Genomic DNA, 22,886 nt, shown 5'->3' with positions numbered 1-22,886 from the left:
AAAACTAGAAAATGAAAGATCAAAAAAAGATTCGTTTATGGTTGGGGTTGGGCTTGTTGGTGGTGCTCCTATTGATTAGCAGCCTGATTTTTATTGGGTGGCATTGGTGGGAAAACGCCCCACAACAATCGTTTTCTCCGGCCCCCACATTTAATCAAGGGACACCTGATCAGAGCACAGAACAATCCAATCAAATAGATCAAACAACGAGTACAGTTGAAGAGGCAGAAGGAACAGTTGCCTCCTCAACTCCTCCTGGTTCTAGTAATGAAACAGCCACGACAGAACCAATACCAGCAACACTAGAAACACCAGCAGCAGAATCAGCGAGTGACGAGACCCAGCAATTGAAAAAATTTCTCAGTGTCTATTTTACCTGGGAGTTAAAAGAAAAGTCGGTAGCGGATCGCGCTCAATTATTGCAGGAACTCATGAGTCCCGACTGTTATGACGGACAAGAAATCGCCGCTGACAGTGTGGCATTACAAGAACTCATTCAAACGTATGAAAAAAAGAAAGAGATTAATACGTCTAATGCGATACAGCTGGTAGCTAGTCGCTATCTCGCATCAGAAATTTATCAAGCCACCACCGATCCCACCCTTTATACCGCTAAAGTGAAGATCGAACAAAAAGCACCGTATCAAACGAAAGGATTTATTGGGCAACAAGTGTACCACATCCGCTTTGAGAAAGGGAAAGTGACCCAATTAGAGCGGCTTAATGTAGCCACGAAGGAGGAGATACAGGATGAAAGCAGCAACGCAAAATAAATTAACCAGGTTAAGAAAGAAGCTAGCTGAAACGAAGGAAAAACGAGATAGTTTAGCTAAATTGATGACTGATTTACAGGAACGAATTTCCGAAGAAGAGATCAAGGAATTTCGGGATGTCATGGCCGCGCTGGATCTATCCTTTGACGAAGCCTTGGAACGGATACAAACAAAGATTCAAGAGCCACTGAGGGATGATGAACAAAGTGATACACGATCGAATTATTTTGTAACAAATACTGAAGTAAACAACGAGTTATTAGTAGAAACAATGAGTGAGGAGGAAACAAATCATGGATCTATTTAATGTTTTATCCCGTTGGAAGCGAAAACCAAAATTTATTTATGAATTTGATGGTTGTAAAGAATTTTATGCACAAATGATTTCTAGCCCAGCAGAGTTAATCAAACATATTATCGATGAAGACTATCGTTTTAGAAACGACTATTTAACAGGAAGCTTAGTCGTCAAGAAAGTGAGGAATAATGAACAAAGGCAAGTCTATTACGCACACCGGGTGTATTTACCACAAGAAGAGGGGTTTGATTGGGAGGAAGAGCTAGCTAACTTTTTCATTGATTATCCACTCGAATATGAGTTAGAAGAGGCAGGGATTACGGAAGAGGAAATAATGACATGTAAAGAAACAAAGAATGAAGAAACTACAGAACAAGCAGTCTATACATTAGAATCCTTTGAAGCAGATCTTGGTTATTCCTCAGGAGCAGTCAAGCAAGAGAAAGCCCCCATTCCCCCTACCCCAAATCTTAATCAGACAGCGCCTATAAAAAGGCCAGTGACACCTACAGAACAAAGTCAAAAGGTTACTGCAGAGCAAGATCTAGTGACGCTCACTAGAGGCGAATTTGTCGCTCTCAAACAAGCAATGGCGCGTCAACAAAAGATAGTAGAGGAGTTACGCTCAGAAATGGCCCAATGGCAACAAAATACCAATGAAAACGATCGTGATCCTAGCTATCCCCCCATTATAGTAGCAGAAAACGAGGGAGAACAACGCAAAGAACCGATAGCTGAGCCAATAGTTGATTCACTACAGACTTTCTCTTATGAAGCGTCCAATGATCAAGGGGTGCAGACTGTTTTAAGTTCCACCAAAGAGACCTTTAATCAAGCATTAACAGATTTTATTACGCATGAAACGGAGAAAATTCAAGCAGAGATTCAACAATCGGATCAACGGGATCAAATTAAAAACGCTGTTGCAGAGCGGATTGAGAAGGAACAAAAAGAACAATTAGCACAACTTAAGCAGCGTCTCTCAGCAACAAAAGAACAAGAACTGAAGGCTGAACAAAGTCGTCATGAAGAAAGAATACAAGCGATTGACCAGACGTACCAGATACAACTAGCAGAACAAAGCACTACATTGCAAGATAATTTCAACCAGCAGAGAGAGACCGCGATTAAAGAAGAATATGAAGAACAAACCAAACAATTGGCGCGAATTCTGCAAGGGAAAATGGATGAAGACTTTGCACAACTTAAAAAAAATTATTCAGATTTGTATCTGTTGCAACAATATTCACAAAATATGATAGATTTAATTTATCATGAGGGCATAGAATTATCTAAAATTAATCAGGATATTCGAGTATCGATGGAGGGATCGTCGATGTATGTTGTAGCGTTTAGAAGAGCAAGAGAACGTAAACAGCCAGCAGACTATTTGGCGTTATTTAAGTTGCTTGATTTAGATTTAGAATATGCTAAAAAAAATGACATTGGACAAATTCATGATTTTGAATGTCGGATAAAGAGTGCGATTATCGGTTCAAGTGATCTAATGGGAATGGATAAAAAATTAGATGAATTTATTTGGGATAAGAAAAAAAGAATTGAAAATAATGTATGATACTTTATTAGATGAATTAATCTCTTTGGAAAATGAATATATTGAGAAAACCAATCAAGTTCGTAAATTGGACAAAAGAATTAAAACGATTTCTGAACTACAGTACTATAATAAACAACCAGAAGTAATTTTGAGTTATTTTGAGTATGATGATAAATTTCTTATTGTTACAGCTGATTTAACGATAGATAAGAACGGTCAATTAAATAAGATGAGATTTGCACTTTGTAAGTTATTGGAATTTAATCCACCACTGGAATTAAGTTTTATAGATGTTAAGGTAATCAATTATTCCAAGTTTGACTTGTCCCCAATCAAGTATCTTAAGATATTTGATTTTATTACAAGAAACAAGGAAAGAAATAAAGGATATGGTCAGATTTTATTAAATGAGTTTTTAAGATATGTGACACAGATGGACTATAATAAGGACTTGATTATTATTGGCGAATTTTCTCCAGTTGATGAAGAAGATTTAAATAATAAGAGACTTCGTGATTATGTGTATAAAAAATTTGGATTTACAATTAAGAATCGCCACTTAGAACTTCATAGGAAAGATATTTGTTTAAGGGATACATGAGTAGAATATATACTAAAATAATAAAAAAGAAAAAAGCAGATGTTGTTTATTAACAACGTCTGCTTTTTCTATTTGGGAGGGAGTTTATGAGTAAGTATAACCCGAACCGATTGAAAGACTTAGCAAAACAAAAAAATATTTTAGATGTCGCCCATTCCTTAGGAATGGAACTAAAACGGGAAGGGCGAAATTATGTCTGGGTAGAGCACCCCAGTTTTAAAATTAATCCGGCCAGAAATTACTTTTCTTGGTTTTCTAAAGGCAATGAGTATTTAGGCTGCGACGTGATTAAAATGGTGGAAGTTGTCCAACAAGTATCCTTTAAAGAAGCGCTCCGGTATCTATTAGGGACAGAAGCAGGAACGTTTGATGCTCGTAAGATACCTAAAAAAGAACCCTTTGTCTATCGGGTACGAGAAGTCAAAACCTTTGATTATGCACGGAAATATTTAAAAACAGAACGAGGTCTATCTGATGAAACAATTGATTTCTTTTGGCAAAAAGGAATAATGGTTCAAGCCATTCACCGCGATTATGAAACGGGGAAAACAGAACCGATGATTGTTTTTAAGCATTTAGACGTAGAGGGGAAGATTGTGGGTGGTGCTAGGCAAGGAATTTGGTTTAACCAACAATTGTATCCGGAGAAAGGTCGCTTAAAAAAGACCTTATATAATAGTTCCAGCGGGGTCATGGTAGATATTGGGGATAAAAAACAATTCAGTAAAGCCACACCAGAACAACCTTTTACGGTATATGCCTTTGAAGCCCCCATTGATATGATGTCTTATTACGAATTACACCAAGAAAAACTAACCAATTGTCGCTTAGTCGCTATGAATGGCTTGAATAAAGGGATTGTTTCCCGGGCAGTAGTGGAAGCGCTTGCTATGACCCGGATGCAGGTAGAAACGATAAGTAAAAAAGTACGGATTGAAGAGTGGCTTCAAACGTATGATGACTTGTTAGGAAAAGCCGGCCAAACCAATGATAAATTAAGGATTGTTTTAGCCGTTGATAATGATGAGGCCAAATTTGACCCTAAACTGGCCCGCGTAGTGACCCCAGGCAAAGATTTTTATCAAAGCTTTGGCTTAAAGAATATTTCCGTGATTCCTCATATGCCAAAATGTCATGCGGGTCAAGTCAAGAATGATTGGAATGACGAATTAAAGTATCAAAAAGAACGATTGAGAGAACAAGCTAAGATCGCTCAAGTACCAACAAAAACTAGGGAAGTAAGCACAGCAGGATTAGAAATTTAGGAGGAACCCATGGAACAAGAACAAAAAGAATTCAACACAGAACTATTTCACGCTTTTCTTATACGTTTAGTCAATGACTACCAAAAAGGAGAAATGACGGAGTTTAAAAAAGGTGCAGTGTCCGCACTTATGCAAGTGGAAGAGCAATTTCAACATCATTTGGAAGAAATGATTGATGTTAAGGAGGACTAATTGGGATGGAAAATGTATTAACGTCATTATTGAAACGGAAATATGGCACAACTAAATCTTCTCCAGTGGTCTTTACGGAAAAAGATACATTGTACACTAGTTTTCGTAAGTTAGCGGATAATATATACAAAAATGGGACCTGGACACAAGAAGACGAAAAACGAGCGGTAGATACGATGATCCGGAATCGGAATAATTTTCCATTAGGAGAAAAAGAAATCCGCTGGACGAATGTTAAAGGTGCCCAGTGTCAAGCAGATGTTTCCGTTCAGCCACTTAGTGAGAGTGACCGTACTTTTTTGGGAGATCGTATAGATGGAAAAGTAGGGTATATAACACTAGTTCATAAAATAACTAGTGATGAACAGAAAACGACGACGAAAAAAACGTACGTGTTATTGGATCCAGAAAACAAGACTGGGACGAAGCATGGCACGTTTTATTATTTTGCTCATAAAGAAGTGAATGAACCTACGTATATGGCGTTAGGAAATATGAATCGAGCAATTGGGTACGATAAATTACAACGAGATATTTTGATTGAATTTGATTCAACTGAAGCACCGTTAGGATTTGAACGAAACCATTTAGAAAAGTTTTTAAGTCAATTATCAAGTGCAGAATATAGCGGTAAGAAGCATGGACGACGTTTTAAAAAAGAGTTTGCTGGAGAACTAACCGACGAATTTTTAGCAACGTTGCCACGTGATGAGAGTAAAATCGGTGGCTTTATGAAAGAAGCACCTTATGTGTTAAAAGACGGAGGGGTTACACACTATCTCTATCCAGGAAACCTCAAAGAAGAGCGTAGAAAAAACCACATTATTGAATTTGTTCAAAATTACATTCAAAACACCTATGATATCTTGCTTCAAAGTGAATATGAGAAAGATATTGATAAACAAACAAGAGCGTCTGCCTGGCAGACAAAGAAAAATATTAACAAAGAGACGTTAGAAATGATGGCGTCTACGTCCTTAATCAAACACTTTAGCTATGTAGAAATCGATAATGACGTCGATTTAAAGCTGTTTAAGCAATTTGAAGCAGAAATCGAACGAATCCATGGCGTTTTACCCCGCGCAGGAGATCAAGTCCCGGAGTTACGTTTAAGAAAGTTAGGTAATCATAATGCATTAGGATTGTATGTACCTAGTAAGCATACCATTGCGGTTGATTTTCGCGACGCAACCGATGAAATTGGTGGAGTAGGGATTCAATCTTTTATCCATGAATATGGTCATGCATTGGATTATGGGATTAACGATGGCAAATTACTGAGTATGGCCGACGATTTTAAACCAATTGTTTCTCGGTATCGAGAGAATATTCAGTTTCAAGCAGCGAAATCTTATGTAGGGAAAAAAGCCGGGTATTATGGCGCACCAACGGAAGTTTTTGCGCGGGCATTTGAATTATATGTCTCAGAAGTTGGGCTCAAAAGTGCGTTACTAAAGCCAAAAACAAAGTATGATACGCAACTGGAGTATAAGCTATTTGACCAGGACATGCGGATAGAATTGACCCGTTATTTTGATCAAGAATTTTCTATGCTAAAGCCAGCAATCTTAGCTTTAAGTAAAGCGGAAACGTTGGTACAGGTAGAAGATAAAAACAAGTATGAACCAAAAACTGAATGGCATGAACCGCTGAAAAAAGAAACAGAACTGGCTAAGTGGGAACAATTGTCACGAGCGGAACAAAATGAAATTTTACTTATTTATGGTAATAATGTTGTAAATTTGAAATTGGTTTTAGCTAAATTTGGGTTAGAAGATACAGCGAATGTTTTTACGGGATTGAATTCACCATTACTGGAAGCTTGGGTACAACGTGGTAAGACAGAGCTCTTAGAAATGACCAATACGTTTAATGAGCAAAGGACAGCTTGGTTAGCGAAATATGGTGACGAACATATGATGTATATTCCGGAAAGTTTATGGGAGGTTGCCGAAAAGTTGGGATTGATGACTAATTATCCAAAAATTGAAGCAACAACGGCGACCGAAAGAACAAGCCAAAAGGAAACCGCCCAAGTAGCAACAACAGATATAGAAAGTGTTGAAATAGAAAAGGAAACAACAGAAAGTACCGCAGAAACCGCCAATGATAATAGCCGTTTAGAACAAGCTAAACGAAAATTAACGCGGCTTCAAAAGGAATACAAAGCCAAATTACAAACAATGTTTGACCACCAGGCCTTAACAAATGGCCAACCAATGAATGATAAACGTAATGGACGTTCTTGGCTGAATCGTCAAGAGCAAATAGAAACAAGTGTTCGAAACTTGACTAAAGAAATTGAAGATCAAGAAGCACGCGTGTTGAAATTGGAAGAACAAAAAGAAGCTAAAGAGCACGGCTTGAATAAACAGGGTGGACTACTTATGACAATAGAAAATATTCCTCGGATTAAAGAAGAAATTGCGAAATATAAAGCGAGGGATTCATTGTATTCAGGTGCCACAATTCAGAAATATGAAAAACAGTTAGAAAAATTAGAGTCGTTGAAAAAACAAGCCACAGAAGCGGAAAGTCATTTAAGTGAGCAAGCTACAGCATTAATTGCCAGCGGGGAAATAAAAGCATGGGCTAAAAATCCGATGCTTTATTTTGTTAAAGGCCTAAAAAAAGTGGCATTAGAGTTAACGCTGGACGGAACTTTTAAGGTAGCTGAAAGATATGCCCCTCATACGGAAGAGGAGCAACAACAAGTAGCTGCACTATTAAAAGGAGGGATATTTGTGATGGAAGAACAACCAGAACGAAATGAACAAAATACGCTACAACCAACAGAAAAACAGCAGTTACAAGAAAGGGTAAATGAACAAGTAGAAGCTGACTTTGCTGAAAAGGAAGAAATTCAAACGGTTAGCCCAGTTACGACAGGTTCAGAAGAATTCATCATAGATCTCCAGGATAAGCCGTTTATGTATGAAGTCACGACACTATTTACTGATTTTAAACAAGAAATAGAGGAAGCGTTGGGTGAAGTCCCAAAATCCACAGAACCATTTATCACCAGAGCTGAAATTGAGCACTTGTTAACCGAGCATATGGACCGAATGGAAGCGATAATTGCACAGCACACCGCAGCTTTAACAGAGATCAAAGAACCAACGAATGAACAGGTTCAGTTAGCTACTCAAAAAATGAAACGAGCTATTAAAACAGTTCTGCGGGAATGTAAAGAGAAGATAACTAGCTATTTAACGACCAAAAAAGAACGGGCGGTCTTGGCCGTATCAGATACGTTGGATGATATTCGGTTAGGAGTGAAAAATGAACTCACTTATCGTATTTTAAACATGAATACGGCGTTAAAAAACTTCTCAAATAAAATTGATCAGATGGTGTCATTCGAAGTGAAAGAAGCCCCTGAAATTAACATTTCTGAGGGCGTAATAGAGACTGAAGCTATGAATGAAACAAAACCATTATCCCAACCAGAAAACAGCGCTATGGAACAATCAGGCACGGATCAGCCAATAGAACAATCGACAAAAAAAGTGAATAAACAGGTAGAAAGTGCAACTGAAGATCAAACACCGTCAGGTAAAGAACAATCAGTAGGCGACAAATACCAGAAACACCAATTCGCTAAGATTAAAGGCTTGAGCCAACAACTAGGCTATGAAATTAGTGAAAAAAATCGACAGGATATTGCGGCGTTATCACCAGCTGAAACCAAAACGTTGATTCAATCCTTAGAAACAAAAGTATTGGCTCAAAGTAAAACCATACCTGATAAAGAAGTGGGATTGGAATTATGATAGAAAAATGGAGCAAAAAGATAGAAAGTTTAGGAATTAATCCTTTAGATGGTATGTTGAGAGCTGTTCCTAGAAGTATTCGGGTGAGTGGAAATATGATTTTCGACAAGCAAGGGTGGGGATATGGTCCGCCAAAATCAAGAAATTGGAAAGAAAAAAGAAATGGATATTGGTATTATGGTAAACTATATTTACAAAGTTATAAATCAGCTGGAAACAATTGGTTTGCCCGTTATTCAGGAACATTAACAAGATAACAAATGAGAGGTGTAAAATTATGCCAGAAATAGTAAATATGCCTAATAACTACCAGGATAGTGATATCTTTAATAAAATCAGTCTTCCTAAAGATCAACAAAGTATTCAGAAAACGCTTGATGAAACTAGAAAACTTCAAAAAAACGTTTCAAATATAGATGATTCAGAAGAAAAGAAGAGAAAACGTGAAGATAAAAAAATTCAGAAAGAAAAATAGTTACTAATCGATTTATGTGTTTAACTAGTTGAGCTGATAGAACTTGGTACCCTATGTTTGGATTCTAAAAAGAAATCCAGACATAGGGTACTTTTTATAAATTAACATAATGAGATACATTTTTTTAAAGACCAAAGGGAATGGGTGTTAACTGATTTCCCTTTGGTCTTTAAAATTCGAATATTTTGATTTAGTTAGAAATCTATTAATAAGGAGGGATTAAGAAAATGACAGAAACATTCCCTAAAAATTATGAGGCAAGTCATACTGCACAAAAGTATCAACTAACACAACGGTTAAAAAAAGAGCATGAACTAACCGCATTGAGTATCGCCTTACACGCCCATAATATTCATGCTTACTTGAAACAACAAGGGGCAGATAATCCCAATGAACTACTAGTGGACGCCTTTAAATACGCAGTGGCCGCCTTAGGCGTGCCATATCAAGTTATTGATGAAGCGTTTTATACACAAACACCGTTAACCGAAGCAGCGTTATTTGCGGTGTCCTTTGTTAATAATCCAACAGCACCAAAACCAAAGCAACCAGACTGGCCATTGATTGAGATTACGATTGATTTTGAAACAATCCTTAAAAACTTTTTTAAAGAATTACCCGCTTCCTTTTGGGAGTCGTTTCACTATCCGGATGTTTTATTGGCGAACACAGATCCGCAAGCGTATGATCTAGCCGCGTTGTTTCAAGCATTACTTGAAAAAGTATGGCTACAAGTCAAAGCAGGGTTAGGCAACGCCTCGGAAAAGCAATTAATGCAGGCTCGAGAAATGTTTTTGTCTTATTTTTACAGTAATGATCGAAAACATTACCGGAAAGAAACGCAAGAAATGTTGTTAGACTATTTAGCCGCAGCCTTAAAAGCTAAAACAGAAGAACAGTTTATCATCGATCAAGAACTCCAACAGCTTTTAAATCAAAAGCAAGACCCAGAAAAGGAACAAGGCCTAAAAATTGCGGCCTATATTCATGACCATTGGCAGGATTGGATCCAAAAAGCATTTTATCAACGCTTTTTACGTAGTATCCCTAAAACAAGTAATCTCTCGCTATTGAATCAATTGCTTTTGTTGTATCAACGCTCAGAAGTTGTCCCCGTCAAAGAAATTTATAGCTGGACTAATGAACACCGCAACCTAAAAGAACAGGCACAACCACTGTTTTTATTTGGCGCGAATGAACATAAGATCGAGCCAGGAACAGGAGAAATCTTACAGGAAAAAAGACTCGCTTTCATGCAGGAAGAATTATTGCTGGTTCCTTATTTTGAAGTCAGTGATACCGAAGGTCGAACCACGGAACCATTTGAAGTTAGTCCCCAAGAAATTTTTGTCGCATTAGAAAAAATGATTGCCAGGCAAGTTGTATTTGCGTCGTTGGAAGAAGCAACGTTTGATGAGTATACTATCCGTTTAAGAACTGGGCAAAATGAAAAACAAACATTAACTGATTTTATTGTGCTATTAATAATGATAGAAAAACAGGAGACGGATTCGCTACTGCGATTTGAAAACCAGAGTGTCGCGGATGTGATTTTAATGGTCTTGGGGTTAGAGTTGTTGCCGTTGGATTATACGGTATTAGATAATCTACAGACAGTAAAAAATGGAAAGGTCTATGTCCAACAATTGTTTACACAAGTCGTTCAACGCAGTGAACGCTTTTTAACACAATTAAAGGAACAATTGTGGACCATGCAAAAAATAAAAGCGGGAGACGCAGTACGGCCAACGTTAGAAGTAGAAATTAATGAAGCCATAGAAAAACAAAGCAATGCGTTAGCTAATTTAGCTACAGTACAAGAAAATAAAACCAATCAATCCCATGAACGCCCGACCAACTTAGATGAAGAGATCGAGCAATCAAAAGAATTAGTAAGCGAAACTGCAGAAGGTGAGAACGATGAGGAAAGCAATTAAAAACCGACCGCTAGCTCACTATTATTTATGGCAAGTGTATCGACAAATAAAAAAAACAGATCAAGAAGAATATCATGTTTATGTGTTCAAACAAATAATCGGTCAGGTGAATGCGATTCGCAGAAAATTAGAACAAGTAAATGATGAACGGTTAAGTAGCCACATTGTTAGCTTAGCTTTTTTAGAAGAAACATTGGGCTCCCTGTCAGAATTAGAAATTGAACAGCTCCTAGAGGAGCTACAAGCTACTATTTATGCTAAGAAGATAAATAGTAACAAAAGTGAACCTGAAAAAAATAAATTCGTTCATTAAAAATGGTTATGCATAAAATTTTTATATTGTTTTTTATAAGAACTGAAAAATAAATATTTTAAATTTTCTCTAACATGAAAAAATTTTTGAACGAAAAATTAATTTTATCGGAAGAGAGTGAAAAAATATTTTCGCCCATTCGACTTTCAAAAAAATCTTTTTGATTTGATTGTCGCGAAAAAAAGTTGATAAAAATTTTTGACGACGACTAAAAAAATTAAAAAATAGATTTGATCACGACTAAAAAAATTCGAAACGGGGGTTTGGGGTGCGCCCCAAATTTCAAAATACAAAAAGAGAGAAATTGAAAATCGTAGATTTTCGATTTCCTCTTTTTTATTTGATTCGCGAGGTGGGACCACCTTGCTACGCTTGCCACAGACGAGCACCTGCTCTTAGAGCGGGCTATTTTTGTTTGGAAGTGTCGCAAGGTGAAGCCTTGCGTGGCAATTTTTAATAAAAAGCAGGAGATGAAAGAATGCAAAAGAAAAAATTATTTCGCAATAAAATTATTAAAGTCTATATAACAAACGATGAAAAAAAGAAAATTCGAAGAAAAATGGAAGAGGCGGAATTTAAAAAAATGAGTAATTATATGCGCCTAATGGCTTTGAATGGAGAAGTTGTTAAAAATGATTTTGTGACATTGAAAGAAGCACTAGCGGAAACCGGACAATATGTTTATGAGTTAAATAAGATTGGAAACAATTTAAATCAGATTGCCCATAAATTAAATCAAACAGATATAGTGGAAAAAGAGGATGTTCAATTTTTGGTTTCTGAATTTACTAAACTCAAAAACAATTATATTAAGAGTCAAAAAGTTTTAATGCAAGGCATTCGAAAAAATATAAGGAGGGATTAAATGCCAACGACGAAGTCCTTCACAATTAAAGAAGAAAGAAATTTACGAAATGCGATTAAATATATTCTTGATCCGGAAAAAACGAAAAGCCAAACGTTAACCAGTGGGTACAAAATTAATTTAGTGAACAATGCTTTTTATGAAATGAGTTTGACTAGAGACCTGGCAGAAAAAATATTTGTACAGCCAAACAAAATTTCCAATAATAAAGTGATTGCCCGACATATTATTCAATCGTTTGATCCGAATGATAATTTAACACCAGAAGAAGTTCATGAAATTGGCCGACAAACAGCCTTTGCTTTTTTAGGCAATGATTATGAATTTGTGATTGCTACACATACAGACAAAGATCATCTGCATAACCACATCATTTTTAATACGACGTCAACGGTGGATTTGAAAAAATTTCGTTGGCAAAAAAGAACAACGGCCGACTTAAGAAATATTTCTGATAAGGTAGCTGATTATCATGGAGCTACCACTTTGAAATCTGTTAAAAGAAATTCTTATCGAAAGTATCAAGAATACCGAAAAAAATATGCCTACCGAATGGAATTGAAAGAACGTTTGAATTTTTTATTAAAGCATAGTACTAGCTGGGAAGATTTTATAAAGAAAGCCCGACTACTAAACATTACCGTTGATCCAGATCATCAATCAAAAGATTATGGGAAAGTAATTAACTATCGACTGTTAGATATGCCACAACAACGGCCAGCCAGAGATTACACTTTAAATAAGAAACACCGAATCTATAATGAAGAAAATATTCTGGAACGTACCAGTAAGAATGATTCAGAAGCAGTGTATCATATCGGAGAAATTGCCGGAAAGTATGCAGAACATAAAGCTGAAAAAGAATCCTTACCGGATTTAACCTTTCTTATTGAACCATGGCAGATTCAAAAAGATACCATGACCGGAATCTATGTTGAATTTTCTTATGGTCGCTATGAAACAGGTGTAATAAAAATCCCAGATTTTATGTTAGATCAATGTGAAGACGGCCGCTATGAAGTTCATTTTAACTATAAGGACACGTTTTATTTTTTAAACGAAGGAGATAGGCAAAAGAATAAATTTGTAAAAGGATCTTCACTATCAAAATATCTTTTGGGTGAAAGTGGGTTAATAGTGAAGAGAAAAAATTCTGCTATTCAAAATGTGCGTGAAATGGTAACGGCTTTAAATATTCTTTCAACGCGCCAAGTGAAAAATGACCGAGTACTGAAAGTTTTAGGACAAGATTTTCATGATAATTACGAAGAGGTCCAGGAAGCACGGGGCATATTAAATGAAAAACTATTTAAAGCCAACGAAAAGTTGAAATTTAGTCCCAACGATTCGGAGTTACAAACTAAAGCAGCTGCTTTAAGAGCAGAAAGAAAAGAATTGGAAAAACATGTTAAGGCATTCGAAAAACAGTTGAAGACGTATGAAGCGGCAGTGGGAATTTTATCAGAGAAAGGATTAATGGAACTAGAGGATTTTGAAAAGTAGGTTTATTTAAATGAATGAAAACCTATTCAAGAAAATTGAAACATGAGCTTAAATGTGCTTAAATAAAAGTAAATAAAAAAATACATTTTAAAGGTAGGGAATGAAATGAATAAACAAGAATTGACTCAAGCTGTCACAGCAAAATCAGGATTAACCAAAAAAGAAGCCGCAATAGCGGTGAATGCTTTATTAGATGCGATTCAAGAAAGTTTAGCAAAGGGCGAAGCGGTCAACTTAGTAGGTTTTGGTAACTTTATGGTTCGTGAACGCGCCGCACGAAAAGGACGTAATCCACAAACGGGTAAAGAAATCACGATTCCAGCTACTAAAGTACCTGCCTTTAAAGCAGGAAAACCGTTAAAAGATGCGGTGAAATAAGGAAGTACAATTCTAAAGAAAAGAAGGGCATGAAATGAACGAAAAAGGCTATTCTGATGATGTGGCAGCAGCTTATCTCGTTTTTCAGCGTATGAGTATGAAAAATAGGAAGATGCTGGTTAAATACTATGAAGAGTTTATCAATAAGTACACAGATATTAGTGACTTCTCTTTTATTGAAAAAGAGATTTTATTAGCCCCATTTATGGGTGATAATTTAGAAAAAGTTGTTCCGATGTATCCAGAGATTAACTATCAAACCTTATCTGAAGATAAATTAGTAGAACTTTTAGTGGGCTTTTTAGGAGCGCTGGAAAAAGAAAATAAAGAAGAATTCAAAGAAAAATTCAAACACTTAAAAAAAAGAAAGAATTAAGTGGCGATAAGAGAAGGTCTGAAAATGAAAAAAACAGAACAAGCCGTTGACCTATTAGAATTAGTAAAATTAGTTAAAGCGGGTAATCAACAAGCAATGACCGAACTACTTGCGATTTATCAGCCAGATATAGATAAAGAGATCCGGCTGAATCAGTTATCCAAACAAGAACAGGAAGAGCTAAAAGAGATTTTAGTTCTAAGTGTATTAGAAGCCGCAAAATATTTCGATGAAACGGTGGACTATACAGCAATGACCAGTCAAGAAATTAAAAAAAATATGCAAGAAAATATAAGTAATCAATCGCATACGTAAAGCATAAGAAAAAATAGTGTAAGGAGCGTTCGTAGATCATACGAGCGCTTTTTGTATTGGGAAGGAGGAATTCCATGAAAACAATAAATACGTCTATAAAAACAACGAAACCACATTTTCGAGTGGATCTGTTACGTAAACTGTGTTTGGAGCAGCCAGATTTAATGATGGTTGAATTAGCAGAGTGTTTAGAAATTAAAGTGGAAGAAGTCTATAAAATGATTAAAGAATACGACTTACCCTATTGTTGGAAATTCTAAGAGCAACTAAATTGGAAGTATAAATATCATTAATTAATAGATCCATAGATGGGATCTACAACAGCTTAACTAACATTGAGAGTGTAATAAATGGGAAAAATCAAGAAATTCTTTTTTATAATATTTAAAATCAATAAAATAGGAATTAATAGTGAGGGTTTTCTCATTATTGAATATTGACTTTCTATGATCAAGAGGAGATATTATAAATGCAAGTACTTACATTCACATATTATGGTAAAAGGAGGGCGATAAGTATGCTAGTAGTTATTGGCGGTGCGCTTGTTTTTGTTGGTTTATTTGGTTTTCCTACTAAAGTTTACTAAAGAATCACTTTAAAAAGCTTTTTATATAGTACAAACTAAAATTCGGAAGATGGGCGCTCGTCTTCCGAATTTTTATAAATGAATAGAAGAGTAGCTTTATAAAGAATTTAATGACTTTTCTACTTGATAGTTAAGGATGATTAGATGAAAACAATTTTTTGTGTACTTTTTATTAAGAAATTGAAGAAGAAAAAAAGTGAATGGTTATTAGAAAGTAGTTTTCTATTAATGACTCAGGTATCACTACTAATAATTGCTTCTGTTTCTTTTGCAAGAATTAAGGAATTTATTCTCCCGGCTTATTTTGCTATAGCGGGTTTATTAGTGGGATTAGCTGCTTTATTTTTGTTACCCAAAAAAGAAATTCTTTATTTCTTCGAAAATAATAAAAAGCCACTTTTTAAATACATACTATCTTATTATAGTATCATTGGCTTTGGTATCTCTTTACCGTTATGGATAGCTGTATTACCATATTATTTTCATATCACTAGTCTACTTTATTACTTTTTGGGTTTAATGATTCCAGCTATTTTTTTTAAAAGTTATTTACTAAAAGAGAAAAAGTATTGGCGTGAGTTTGTTTTACTAATTCTATTTAGCGTTTTAAGTCTGTCTTTTTTTTATAGGAACTTAATTGTACCAATTGGTGTACTTTTTACGTTCATATACTATTTTTTTAGATTACCTGAAATTAATCAAAATTTGTTATTCTTATTTTTGACTTATAACAAGAAGACCAGGATCTTAAGCAGGAAGTTTAAAAATGTCCTCTATAATAAAGAACTGATTTTAGTGTTTCGTAACCCTATTTATTTAGGAGTAGCGCTTTTAGGTACTTTTTCTCTCAGTGTAGGAGCCATTTTCTTAGGAAATGAGGGTCTAATAATTATAGAGAGTGCCACTATTTTAATGACTATTCTACTTAATGACGCATTAACCTTAAATAGTATCGGCTTAGAAAAAGAACAATTAGATTGGTTAATAAAAGAAAAAGTCCCTATTACGAAAATATATCAACAAAAAAACCGATTTTATAGTATAGTCGGTATTTTTATACCACTAGTATTCTATACTTTAGGTACTTTCTATTTTAGTTATTTTTCTATTCTAAATTGGTTAAGCATTTTAGGATTTTGTACCGTTCACTATTCTTTTATTTTTCTTATTGCCTTGAATCATTCATTAGTAGTTCCTACTTTTTACAAAGTTTCAACAAAATATATTTATATGGAAGTGATTCTTTCAATCCTATTGTGGCTCCTTTTTCTCTATTTGCAACATACTGTTTTTTATTATTTAATTCTCACAATTCTAATTGTAAAGAACTATAAAAAAATAAAAAGATTTGAGGTGTGAAGCATGCTTGTTAAGGAAGAAATTTTAAAGATGTCTAACTTGAGTTTTGGTTACTCTGATCAAAAAATGATTATTGATCATTGTTCAGCCAGCTTCTTAGCCAATCAAATTTATGTTTTGCTTGGCAAAAATGGTGTCGGCAAAACTACGTTACTTAATTTGTTAGCCAATAATTTAGTTCCCACAAAAGGAGAAATAACTTACCAGATTGAAATGGCAAATATAGGATATATGAGTGATACCTTCTTTTACTATAATGGAATGACACTAATTGACATGGCAGAAGTGATTCAAACGTTAAGAACTATTGAAAAGAAGCAGGCTTTAAAACAAATGAACAACTACTTAGAGTTCTTAGATTTAGAAGAATACCGCAACATGGACATTGATAACTTATCGTTTGGTACAAAAAAGAGAGTTCATTTATTGCTAACCTTATTACATGATCCACAACTATTAATTTTAGATGAACCAACAAATGGGCTTGATCCGGAACAAATTATAAAATTTAAAAGAAATATCAATTTTTTAAAAGAGCAGGGGAAGACGGTTATTATATCTACTCATTCCGTAAAAATTGCAGAAGATATTTCTGATAAAACTATTTTACTTTCTAAACGAATCTTAATGGATATAGCGAGTGGAGCGAATATCGAAAAAGAATTTTTAAGACTAAGCTAAGTATGTTTACTTAACATGTTTCACTAAACTAATACGACTAGTGTAAATAAAAATAGCAGTTGCTTTATTAGCAGCTGCTATTTTCTTTTGTTCTTAGCGTATTCTTCTAGCTCACAACGTAAATAGAGTTTAACTTTTGCAGGGCCTTTTCCTTCTGTTTCATAGAAAGGAGCAATAAGACCAAGTTTAACAGATTGACTAAATGCGTTGGTTGTTTGTCCTGTAATTTTTGCCCCAACTTCTTTTGTTACTAAATTATGCAGCAGCCATTTTTTTAGATTATTCTTTTTTTCTCGATTTGATAAGTCTATATCCATTTCTCTCTCCTCTCCCTACGTTTACTAGTATACAAAAAAAGGTAAAAAAAAACAATTAGTTACTTGTACTAGTATGCTAGTAATAGTATAATATCCATATAGAGTTAACAAATACTAAATTAAGTAGCTATAGAAATGAAAGTTAGTTGAAGAAAATGAACGCTAAAACGAATAAATTATTAGGTGGGACACCTAAATCAAACAGGTGTCCCACCCAAAATAAACAACGGCCAAGGTATTCATTAAGTGATGAAACACTGAACGAACTGGAATGGTTATATCAAGCGGATCAAAAAGAGGCCAATAAACGGTTGTATCCGTCAGATACGCTAACAAAAATTATTCATGAAGCCTATGTGATTCGAACAACATTTCGCCAACCATAATTAAAACAGAACAGAATGGAGATGATGGCTATGGCTAAAAAGCAAAAATATAGGATAAGTTTGTTACTGCTCTATTTTATGATGGGGTTAGATATAGTAAACAAGCAGAAAATCAATGCTTGGTTCATACAAGTAAAGTCAAATGAAACCGTTCAAAGGTTACTCAACCATTTAGATAGGTCAAACGATCAAGAGCAACAGGAAATCCATAATCTAGCTGATATAAGCATTGACCAGCAACAATACGAACAATTGGCTGATTTAGAATTCCAAAGTAGTGGGAACGCTACTTTAAATGTAAATAATAGCCAAGCTACTCTTGATAGTAGCTAGTAGCAAGAAAACAAGGTTATTTATGGTGATTTAGACCATTTAAACCGTACCACGATCGTGACTGCCTACCTTGATAAAAGAAATTTAGGGCGTTCCGAAGGGCGAGAACGGCAAGTTTGGCAGCCGACAGGTTGGCACCAAAAAAAGGTCGATGGAGAAGCAATTGTCAATCGAGGCTATTTACTTGCCTCTATGTCTAGTTTTAACTTTGACATAGAGGGGAACTTTAAGGAAGGTGAAATAGGTAGCCAAGACAACCCGAAAAATCTTGCGACCCAAACAGCTTTCTCTAATCAAAAAGTTCAGACGTACTATGAAAAGCTGGTTCGAGATGTGCAAAAAATCGATAGAAATAAAATTATTTATCAAATTGTGACGGTTTTTCGTGGAAATGAACTTATGCCACGAGGCTATTGACCGCTCAGGGAAGCTTAATTTTAATGTTTATGAGTTCAACGTACAGCCGAATATCATATTCAACTATGAAGATGGTACCAGTGAAATAGATTGAACAATGAAAGTTAGTTGGAAACTATGATTAAAAAGTACACCACTAATAATTCATAATAAAGAGACGAATTGTTTAAGGAGGGAATAACATAATGACAAAATTTTTATCCGTTCATAACAAAAAAGGGGGTGTCGGTAAAACAGCGGTTGCTGTATTAAAAGCAGTCTACTTATCGAAATTTGGTAAAACCTGTTTGATTGATGCTGATGAAAGTGGAAATGCCACCAAGCGTTTTACCATAGAAATTAACGAAACGGCCAAATTAAGTCGTTTGTTTCGAAAACAAGAAGTGTTTCCGATGCAGGTAAGGGAGAACTTAGATCTTGTGTGCGGCAGTGCTGAGCTGGAACAAGTCAATACCGAATTAGTTAGTCGAATGAATAATACGCTAGTGTTTGCTAATTATTTACGACAGTATGAGACGTTTAACCAATATGATTATGTGGTGATAGATACTCGTAATGATAGTAATTTAATTACCAATAATATGCTGGTAGCGTCGGATCTCATTTTAGGAATCTCAGATCCAAGTGCCGATGGTTTTGAAGCTTTAATCTATTTAGAGCAGCACGTTAAATGGCTAGGAGCTGAATTAACAGATTTATTTACGGGCCAGAGTTATGTTCATGCAAATGTCCGTTTCTTAGGAAATAAACTGGCTCATAATACAGATGTGTCTAAACAATTCAAACAAGTTATTGCTCAAACACCCACGTTTATTGGCTATTTGCAGGATCGCACCGCCTTTGATGAAGCCGGCTTACAGCGGATCTCTTTACTAGATCTATTTGAACAAACAAAGTATCAGCAAGCAAAATACAATCGTTTTAAGGCTGATACTTACCAAGTATTAGCGGCCATAAAAAACTGTTTAGATGCTTAGAAAAGCGAGTCTCACGAGCTTTTCTAAGCCATATGTAAAAGCCATATGTAAAAGCCATATGTAAAAGCCATATGTAAAAGCCATATGTAAAAGCCATATGTAAAAGCCATATGTAAAAGCCATATGTAAAAGCCATATGTAAAAGCCATATGTAAAAGCCATATGTAAAAGCCATATGTAAAAGCCATATGTAAAAGCCATATGTAAAAGCCATATGTAAAAGCCATATGTAAAAGCCATATGTAAAAGCCATATGTAAAAGCCATATGTAAAAGCCATATGTAAAAGCCATATGTAAAAGCCATATGTAAAAGCCATATGTAAAAGCCATATGTAAAAGCCATATGTAAAAGCCATATGTAAAAAATGATTATACAAAGATATAAAATCGAATTTTAAAATAGAAGGAGGTTGAACAATGAATCCATTTCTAGAGATTAAAAAACAAACGGAACAACAGCAGAGTCAAAGTAAAAACAATCAACCAGCGATATATGCCGTCGACAATATTAAAGGTGGTTCAATTTATAATACAAATAAGCTAGTAGCACCTAGACCCAGAAAAAAAGACTATCTATTTTCTTTGTATCCTAAAGATCGCGAGTTATTGAATGAATTAGCTAGTCAAGCAGGGCTTATAACCCCAAAGGGGAAACCTAATGCGTCTGCCTACTTAACGGTTGTTATTCGCCATTTAGGCGGCGTAGACGAATAAATGAACCTTATCGTAGTCACTGGAAGTTTATGGGAAAAGAAAGAAGCTATAAAGTAAAAAATAAGTCGTCAATTCGTTTTAGGAAGTCGATGAATTCAAAAAAACTATTTAGAGTGAGAGATTACGAGGAGGAAAATGTATGAAAAATGAATTTATTGAGTTAATGAATGCTGTATTAGATGATGATCATTGGGATGTATTAGAAAAAGAACACCAATTAACGCTAGTGCTTAATCAATGGGTTAATTGGTTAGTAACCACCTTTATTGATCGTAAAGAACAACAACAGCGTTCTTATTATCTAGCACAAGGCTATCAACCTGGGAAAAAAGCGGAAAGAACAGTCCAGTTTTTGTATGGTCCGATCACGTATCAACGAACTCCCTGGAAAAAAGCGGGGAAAATAATCTATCCGATCGATCAATTATTGGGCTTACAACCTTATATGCGCTATTCACCGGCAGTGATCTATGGATTTATAGCAGCGAGTAAAAACGGAAGCTTGCGAAATATAGCGAAGACCATTCAAACCTTTACTTTACTGAGTTGTTCCAAAGATACAATTGATAAAGCAATTCATACTTTTGGGGATCAAGTAAAAGCATATCAACAATATACCAAAGAATATGGCGAAGTTAGGAAACGACAAGTACCGTATTTATTTATAGAAGGGGATGGGTTTCTGTTAAGCATGAAAGGGCAGAAAAAGAAAGATATTGCGCACTTTGTGATTCACGAAGGTAAGAAACAAGAGCAGGAAGAAGGCAGGAGTAAACTAAAACAGGTTCACGAAATTGTTTCAGAAAAACATCATTATGCTACCGAACAAGTGACCGATTATCTCTATAGAAATTATGATTTAAAAGAGACCGTAGTGATTATTAATACCGATGGCGGGTCAGGCTATGGGCCTACTTTCATGGGGAAATTATTACCCGAAAAACCCAAGAGACTCGAAATTTTTATTGATCCGTATCATGTTCAGCTAAAATTACAAGAACGCCTCTTTCAACCGGAGTTGTTTCCTGTATTTAAAGCAGGGATCGCAAAGCATTCAAGAGAGAAAATCAATACCGCGCTAGATACCTTCCATAGTTGTTGTGAAACAGAGGAACAAGAAGAACATTTTATTAAATTAAGAGCATATCTTAATCGAAATTGGAAATACTTGAAACCGTATTATTTAAGAGATTTACCACAAGATATTTATACGCTAGGGATTATTGAAAGCCTTCATCGAGCATTTACTTACCGAATGAAAAAACAAGGGAGAGTTTGGGGAAAGAAAGGTTCCGACGGCTTGTTACAAATTATAGCGGCAATGAAAAATCAAGAAATAAAGCCACTATTTTTAGGTGAGTGGCAAGAAGCTTTTTCCTTAGATGATCGATTAAAAGATGAACCTATTTGTGGGTTAGAAAAAGCAACTGAATTCCCCAATTGTGCCGCCAAAGGACGATTCCACTTACAGACAGATAGCTTGCGAGAGAAATCTTATATCCGCTATTTAAGAAGGAATTGAATGGTAGTCAAACAAAGAAATAATTAATTTATAAAAAAACTTCAGAGATAGTTGATCGAATGATCATCGATATCATTTCTGAAGTTTTTTATTTACTTGTTGAATGAAAAAAGCACTTAACACTTCTTCCTAATTTTTTAAAGAGAAATAACAATAGATTTTTTTGATGCAATATATATTGTCAATAATCTCTATAAGCTCACTCTACATTTATTTTTGAGCCGTTCTGAATTAGTTATAAAATATTGTGTGTTAAATTTTTATAGGAAACATTCAATTTATATTTGTCCGTTAGTTGAAAGAATATTTCCTCGTTTGATAGTGATCAATCAGTTTCTGCCGAGAAAAGAAAAGCTAAGCGTTTTACTTGAGAAACACGGTCAAAAAAGATTGAGAGACTAGTACCATTATTTGCGTTGTTAAATTGAATAAAATCATCTACCCATATATCCGATAATTCATTTTCAAGCCAAAAAGTGTTTTCGGCTTCGTTTGTTTTTAATAAAAGCTGATGGGTAGAGTAGATTTGCAAGCGGTTAAATTCTTGCTCAGGTAGATAAGCATATCCGTTCTTTTTGTGATTTGACAAAGGCTGATTTTTATTTTCTGAATGATAGATGAATTCAGGTTGTCGAACAGTTCCTAAAATCTTATAAGGTTGTTTTTCAATTAAAAAGTAGTCACCAATCTGGTAATTATTTGCTTGAAAGAAGTCTTCATCCAGCCAAATTCCAGTTTGATTTGAAAACGTCTTTCCTTGCATTATCTGTGGCTTACTGATAGAAAAATGATCGAAACTTAAGAGCGTTAAAGAAAAATCATTATTTTGATAATGTCCAATTGATCGGTGTGCTAATTGTGTAACATTACTTACTTTTTTGTTTATTCTTCTTTTTGATTGTTGAAATTTGCAACAGTCAACGTATTATCAGCTAAATGGATATCTTTAGAGAATTGTTTTCCAGTTGTTT

25 protein-coding genes and 1 pseudogene are annotated in these 22,886 nt (G+C 35.1%); 24 read left to right on the top strand and 2 right to left on the bottom strand.

Going from position 1 to position 22,886, the window contains the following annotated elements; all coding sequences use genetic code 11:
* Positions 1-11: 11 nt before the first annotated feature.
* From IGI80_RS00260 to IGI80_RS00170, 19 genes are all read left to right on the top strand, one after another.
* Entirely contained in the window at positions 12-773 is a 762-nt protein-coding gene (locus IGI80_RS00260; protein WP_438722327.1) for a hypothetical protein, read from the top strand.
* Positions 751-1,080, top strand: a complete 330-nt coding sequence (locus IGI80_RS00255; protein ID WP_438722325.1) for a hypothetical protein — start codon at positions 751-753, stop codon at positions 1,078-1,080. The genes IGI80_RS00260 and IGI80_RS00255 overlap by 23 nt, the downstream gene beginning before the upstream one ends.
* A complete protein-coding gene (locus IGI80_RS00250; RefSeq protein ID WP_438722324.1) occupies positions 1,067-2,647 on the top strand; it encodes a hypothetical protein in 1,581 nt (526 codons plus the stop codon). Before IGI80_RS00255 ends, IGI80_RS00250 begins: the two co-directional genes overlap by 14 nt.
* Positions 2,640-3,230, top strand: coding sequence for a hypothetical protein (locus IGI80_RS00245; protein WP_438722323.1), 591 nt, complete (start codon positions 2,640-2,642; stop codon positions 3,228-3,230). Before IGI80_RS00250 ends, IGI80_RS00245 begins: the two co-directional genes overlap by 8 nt.
* Positions 3,231-3,316: 86 nt before the next feature.
* Positions 3,317-4,495: a CHC2 zinc finger domain-containing protein gene (locus tag IGI80_RS00240; protein ID WP_438722321.1), complete on the top strand. Its 1,179-nt coding sequence runs from the start codon at positions 3,317-3,319 to the stop codon at positions 4,493-4,495.
* A 9-nt stretch (positions 4,496-4,504) separates the two neighbouring features.
* Complete coding sequence (locus tag IGI80_RS00235) at positions 4,505-4,687, top strand: hypothetical protein (protein ID WP_438722319.1); 183 nt, start codon at positions 4,505-4,507, stop codon at positions 4,685-4,687.
* A 5-nt stretch (positions 4,688-4,692) separates the two neighbouring features.
* Positions 4,693-8,460, top strand: a complete 3,768-nt coding sequence (locus tag IGI80_RS00230; protein WP_438722317.1) for an LPD1 domain-containing protein — start codon at positions 4,693-4,695, stop codon at positions 8,458-8,460.
* A complete protein-coding gene (locus IGI80_RS00225) occupies positions 8,457-8,717 on the top strand; it encodes a hypothetical protein (protein ID WP_438722315.1) in 261 nt (86 codons plus the stop codon). The genes IGI80_RS00230 and IGI80_RS00225 overlap by 4 nt, the downstream gene beginning before the upstream one ends.
* A 20-nt stretch (positions 8,718-8,737) precedes the next feature.
* Positions 8,738-8,935: a hypothetical protein gene (locus tag IGI80_RS00220; protein WP_438722314.1), complete on the top strand. Its 198-nt coding sequence runs from the start codon at positions 8,738-8,740 to the stop codon at positions 8,933-8,935.
* 227 nt (positions 8,936-9,162) lie between these two features.
* On the top strand, positions 9,163-10,872 hold the full coding sequence (locus IGI80_RS00215; RefSeq protein ID WP_438722312.1) for a hypothetical protein: 1,710 nt from the start codon (positions 9,163-9,165) through the stop codon (positions 10,870-10,872).
* Positions 10,856-11,185 carry a hypothetical protein gene (locus IGI80_RS00210; protein ID WP_438722311.1) on the top strand — a complete coding sequence of 110 codons (330 nt, stop codon included), beginning with the start codon at positions 10,856-10,858 and terminating at the stop codon, positions 11,183-11,185. Before IGI80_RS00215 ends, IGI80_RS00210 begins: the two co-directional genes overlap by 17 nt.
* 478 nt (positions 11,186-11,663) lie before the next feature.
* A complete protein-coding gene (locus IGI80_RS00205) occupies positions 11,664-12,050 on the top strand; it encodes a plasmid mobilization protein (RefSeq protein ID WP_438722309.1) in 387 nt (128 codons plus the stop codon).
* Positions 12,051-13,553, top strand: a complete 1,503-nt coding sequence (locus tag IGI80_RS00200; protein WP_438722307.1) for a relaxase/mobilization nuclease domain-containing protein — start codon at positions 12,051-12,053, stop codon at positions 13,551-13,553.
* A 105-nt stretch (positions 13,554-13,658) separates the two neighbouring features.
* Complete coding sequence (locus tag IGI80_RS00195; protein WP_438722305.1) at positions 13,659-13,931, top strand: HU family DNA-binding protein; 273 nt, start codon at positions 13,659-13,661, stop codon at positions 13,929-13,931.
* Between the two features lie 34 nt (positions 13,932-13,965).
* Positions 13,966-14,307, top strand: a complete 342-nt coding sequence (locus IGI80_RS00190) for a hypothetical protein (protein ID WP_438722304.1) — start codon at positions 13,966-13,968, stop codon at positions 14,305-14,307.
* Positions 14,308-14,331: 24 nt separating this feature from the next.
* Positions 14,332-14,622 (top strand): helix-turn-helix domain-containing protein, encoded by a 291-nt coding sequence (locus IGI80_RS00185; protein ID WP_438722302.1) that lies wholly within the window; start codon positions 14,332-14,334, stop codon positions 14,620-14,622.
* 74 nt (positions 14,623-14,696) lie between these two features.
* Complete coding sequence (locus IGI80_RS00180; protein WP_438722301.1) at positions 14,697-14,882, top strand: hypothetical protein; 186 nt, start codon at positions 14,697-14,699, stop codon at positions 14,880-14,882.
* A 506-nt stretch (positions 14,883-15,388) separates the two neighbouring features.
* Positions 15,389-16,567, top strand: coding sequence for a hypothetical protein (locus IGI80_RS00175; RefSeq protein ID WP_438722300.1), 1,179 nt, complete (start codon positions 15,389-15,391; stop codon positions 16,565-16,567).
* A gap of 3 nt (positions 16,568-16,570) precedes the next feature.
* Positions 16,571-17,248 (top strand): ATP-binding cassette domain-containing protein, encoded by a 678-nt coding sequence (locus IGI80_RS00170; RefSeq protein WP_438722299.1) that lies wholly within the window; start codon positions 16,571-16,573, stop codon positions 17,246-17,248.
* Between the two features lie 77 nt (positions 17,249-17,325).
* Here IGI80_RS00170 and IGI80_RS00165 read toward each other — a convergent pair whose 3' ends face one another.
* Positions 17,326-17,565, bottom strand: a complete 240-nt coding sequence (locus IGI80_RS00165) for a hypothetical protein (RefSeq protein WP_438722298.1) — start codon at positions 17,563-17,565, stop codon at positions 17,326-17,328.
* Positions 17,566-17,720: 155 nt separating this feature from the next.
* Here IGI80_RS00165 and IGI80_RS00160 point away from each other — a divergent pair, with 155 nt between their 5' ends.
* The 5 genes and pseudogenes from IGI80_RS00160 to IGI80_RS00140 all read left to right on the top strand — a co-directional run bounded on the left by IGI80_RS00160 (position 17,721) and on the right by IGI80_RS00140 (position 21,915).
* Positions 17,721-17,951, top strand: coding sequence for a hypothetical protein (locus tag IGI80_RS00160; protein WP_438722297.1), 231 nt, complete (start codon positions 17,721-17,723; stop codon positions 17,949-17,951).
* A gap of 30 nt (positions 17,952-17,981) precedes the next feature.
* Positions 17,982-18,795: pseudogene (locus tag IGI80_RS00155) on the top strand (DNA/RNA non-specific endonuclease).
* Between the two features lie 91 nt (positions 18,796-18,886).
* Positions 18,887-19,678: a ParA family protein gene (locus IGI80_RS00150; RefSeq protein ID WP_438722296.1), complete on the top strand. Its 792-nt coding sequence runs from the start codon at positions 18,887-18,889 to the stop codon at positions 19,676-19,678.
* Positions 19,679-20,096: 418 nt separating this feature from the next.
* Positions 20,097-20,393: a hypothetical protein gene (locus tag IGI80_RS00145; protein ID WP_438722294.1), complete on the top strand. Its 297-nt coding sequence runs from the start codon at positions 20,097-20,099 to the stop codon at positions 20,391-20,393.
* A 139-nt stretch (positions 20,394-20,532) separates the two neighbouring features.
* Positions 20,533-21,915 carry an ISLre2 family transposase gene (locus tag IGI80_RS00140; RefSeq protein ID WP_438722292.1) on the top strand — a complete coding sequence of 461 codons (1,383 nt, stop codon included), beginning with the start codon at positions 20,533-20,535 and terminating at the stop codon, positions 21,913-21,915.
* A gap of 325 nt (positions 21,916-22,240) precedes the next feature.
* On the opposite strand, the gene IGI80_RS00135 is transcribed toward IGI80_RS00140, so the two are convergent.
* A complete protein-coding gene (locus tag IGI80_RS00135; protein WP_438722290.1) occupies positions 22,241-22,678 on the bottom strand; it encodes a hypothetical protein in 438 nt (145 codons plus the stop codon).
* Positions 22,679-22,886: the final 208 nt, after the last annotated feature.

Source organism: Enterococcus sp. DIV1420a, assembly GCF_051712165.1.
Taxonomy (GTDB): domain Bacteria; phylum Bacillota; class Bacilli; order Lactobacillales; family Enterococcaceae; genus Enterococcus; species Enterococcus faecalis.
The sequence above is the reverse complement of the archived record's forward strand: the minus strand, read 5'-3'. Positions and strand labels throughout refer to the sequence as shown.

Coding starts and splice junctions, on each gene's coding strand:
- IGI80_RS00260 (WP_438722327.1), top strand. CDS start 12: ATGAAAGATCAAAAAAAGATTCGTTTATGGTTGGGGTTGGGCTTGTTG.
- IGI80_RS00255 (WP_438722325.1), top strand. CDS start 751: ATGAAAGCAGCAACGCAAAATAAATTAACCAGGTTAAGAAAGAAGCTA.
- IGI80_RS00250 (WP_438722324.1), top strand. CDS start 1,067: ATGGATCTATTTAATGTTTTATCCCGTTGGAAGCGAAAACCAAAATTT.
- IGI80_RS00245 (WP_438722323.1), top strand. CDS start 2,640: ATGTATGATACTTTATTAGATGAATTAATCTCTTTGGAAAATGAATAT.
- IGI80_RS00240 (WP_438722321.1), top strand. CDS start 3,317: ATGAGTAAGTATAACCCGAACCGATTGAAAGACTTAGCAAAACAAAAA.
- IGI80_RS00235 (WP_438722319.1), top strand. CDS start 4,505: ATGGAACAAGAACAAAAAGAATTCAACACAGAACTATTTCACGCTTTT.
- IGI80_RS00230 (WP_438722317.1), top strand. CDS start 4,693: ATGGAAAATGTATTAACGTCATTATTGAAACGGAAATATGGCACAACT.
- IGI80_RS00225 (WP_438722315.1), top strand. CDS start 8,457: ATGATAGAAAAATGGAGCAAAAAGATAGAAAGTTTAGGAATTAATCCT.
- IGI80_RS00220 (WP_438722314.1), top strand. CDS start 8,738: ATGCCAGAAATAGTAAATATGCCTAATAACTACCAGGATAGTGATATC.
- IGI80_RS00215 (WP_438722312.1), top strand. CDS start 9,163: ATGACAGAAACATTCCCTAAAAATTATGAGGCAAGTCATACTGCACAA.
- IGI80_RS00210 (WP_438722311.1), top strand. CDS start 10,856: ATGAGGAAAGCAATTAAAAACCGACCGCTAGCTCACTATTATTTATGG.
- IGI80_RS00205 (WP_438722309.1), top strand. CDS start 11,664: ATGCAAAAGAAAAAATTATTTCGCAATAAAATTATTAAAGTCTATATA.
- IGI80_RS00200 (WP_438722307.1), top strand. CDS start 12,051: ATGCCAACGACGAAGTCCTTCACAATTAAAGAAGAAAGAAATTTACGA.
- IGI80_RS00195 (WP_438722305.1), top strand. CDS start 13,659: ATGAATAAACAAGAATTGACTCAAGCTGTCACAGCAAAATCAGGATTA.
- IGI80_RS00190 (WP_438722304.1), top strand. CDS start 13,966: ATGAACGAAAAAGGCTATTCTGATGATGTGGCAGCAGCTTATCTCGTT.
- IGI80_RS00185 (WP_438722302.1), top strand. CDS start 14,332: ATGAAAAAAACAGAACAAGCCGTTGACCTATTAGAATTAGTAAAATTA.
- IGI80_RS00180 (WP_438722301.1), top strand. CDS start 14,697: ATGAAAACAATAAATACGTCTATAAAAACAACGAAACCACATTTTCGA.
- IGI80_RS00170 (WP_438722299.1), top strand. CDS start 16,571: ATGCTTGTTAAGGAAGAAATTTTAAAGATGTCTAACTTGAGTTTTGGT.
- IGI80_RS00165 (WP_438722298.1), bottom strand. CDS start 17,565: ATGGATATAGACTTATCAAATCGAGAAAAAAAGAATAATCTAAAAAAA.
- IGI80_RS00160 (WP_438722297.1), top strand. CDS start 17,721: ATGAACGCTAAAACGAATAAATTATTAGGTGGGACACCTAAATCAAAC.
- IGI80_RS00150 (WP_438722296.1), top strand. CDS start 18,887: ATGACAAAATTTTTATCCGTTCATAACAAAAAAGGGGGTGTCGGTAAA.
- IGI80_RS00145 (WP_438722294.1), top strand. CDS start 20,097: ATGAATCCATTTCTAGAGATTAAAAAACAAACGGAACAACAGCAGAGT.
- IGI80_RS00140 (WP_438722292.1), top strand. CDS start 20,533: ATGAAAAATGAATTTATTGAGTTAATGAATGCTGTATTAGATGATGAT.
- IGI80_RS00135 (WP_438722290.1), bottom strand. CDS start 22,678: ATGCAAGGAAAGACGTTTTCAAATCAAACTGGAATTTGGCTGGATGAA.